Below are 1,701 nucleotides of genomic sequence, written 5' to 3'. Positions count from 1 at the left end.
CACATAATGAGAAGCTTGCAGAGCGTTATTCTACTAAATGATATAGATTTGATAAAAGAAGGGAAAGTGAAGTCGTTTTATGAAAAWTCATGATTTCATTTATGGATCTTTTCACTTAGAACCAGTCCTAGCAGAATTAATACATACTGAGCCCCTTCAGAGGTTGAAAAAGATTCACCAAGGTGGCGCAAGTTATTTAGTGAATCCAAAGTGGAATATAACACGATTTGAACATTCTGTAGGTGTCATGCTATTGATTAGAAAATTAGGTGGTTCTATAGAAGAACAAATAGCTGGCTTATTACATGACGTTTCTCATACAGCTTTTTCTCATGTAATAGATTTTGTTTTAGATAATCCAGAACAGGATTTTCACGATCAAATATTTGAAAAAATAATTCAATCATCAGAAATCCCTTCTGTTTTACAAAAGCATGGATTTAATATTTTGTCTATATTGCCTATTGAGAAATGGTCCTTATTAGAACAACCTCTTCCTTCGCTGTGTGCAGACCGCATCGATTATACGCTTCGTGATTTATCTACCTATAATATGATTTCTTTAGACGATGCTTGTAAATTTGTAGATGAATTAAAAGTGGTTGACAGTAAAATTTGTTTAAAAACAATTGAGGCAGCAGAATGGTTTGTTAAAGCTTATTATACAGAGGTAATTGACTTCTTTCTTCATCCATCAAATGTATATGGGTATGCCATACTAACGGATATATTAAAGATAGCAATGGCCAAGCAGATTATTCATTTTGATGACTTATTATCGGATGATGAAACAGTTTGGAGGAAGTTAATTGACAGTAAAGACCATGAAGTGCTACAAAAAATGAAAGAGATAAGCAAAAAGGTGATAAATGATGAGGGAGATTACGACATACACCAAAAGAAAAAGGTTCGGATTATCGATCCCTTTGTGTTGGTAGAGCACGGCCGAATAAAGAAAACAACAGAGCTCTCCACCAAAGTAAGAGAATTGAATGAGTATGCTCTAGAAAAATCCTTAAAAGGAACATTCGTTAGAGTTCTTAATGCTTAGTAAAGAGAAAAGCACCTTATTTAGTCAAATAAGGTGCTTTTCTTACATGTGTGGTTGATCATAGCTGTTTTTAATAGTTGATAAAAGTGAAATATACATGTACATATCTAAAATATATTATTAGGTGATAATTTGTCCAGTCAAAAGGTAAGCAAAATAAAAAGCAACCTCCGGTCGTCAGTAGAGGTTGCCTTTTGAACATCATCATTATGGAATTATATATTAACATTTTTTTCTAAAAAAAGCTATCTCTACGGGGATATTGCATATGTATAAAAGGTGAGCTTTTTATACATTGTTTCAGTCCTTCCTCCTACTACAAAGGCTGATAAATCAAGGATGTATAAAAAGCTGCATATGACACAAAAGAAAAGCTTAGGAGAACCCTTTGGGCAGAAGGGTTCTTTTTTGTCGTATGTACCGGAAAGAGACTTTATGTAAACTAGCAATGCATATCGTATACTGTTAGAACAAAACTCTTAAGACTGTATTTTTTCGTTTAGCTCTAACTTTTCGATTAATTCTTCAGTTGTTAAAACTGTAGCAAACTCATYGTCTAAAGTWGCTAATGACACATTATGTATTTGTTCAGCTGAATAATATGTATTATCTGCTCCTTTTATTGCAAATGCAGCTGTGGCATCTGATAC

Annotated in this window: 1 protein-coding gene; it reads left to right on the top strand. The window is 33.2% G+C overall.

Translation table 11 applies throughout. From position 1 onward, the window contains the following. Nucleotides 1–79: 79 nt before the first annotated feature. Nucleotides 80–1,051, top strand: a complete 972-nt coding sequence (locus AC1DRF_RS26390; protein ID WP_477742120.1) for an HD domain-containing protein — start codon at nt 80–82, stop codon at nt 1,049–1,051. Nucleotides 1,052–1,701: the final 650 nt, after the last annotated feature.

The sequence above is a fragment of the Priestia sp. P5_B4 genome, from assembly GCF_056400385.1.
Note: the sequence above shows the minus strand (reverse complement) of the source record. Positions and strands in the feature narration are given on the sequence as shown.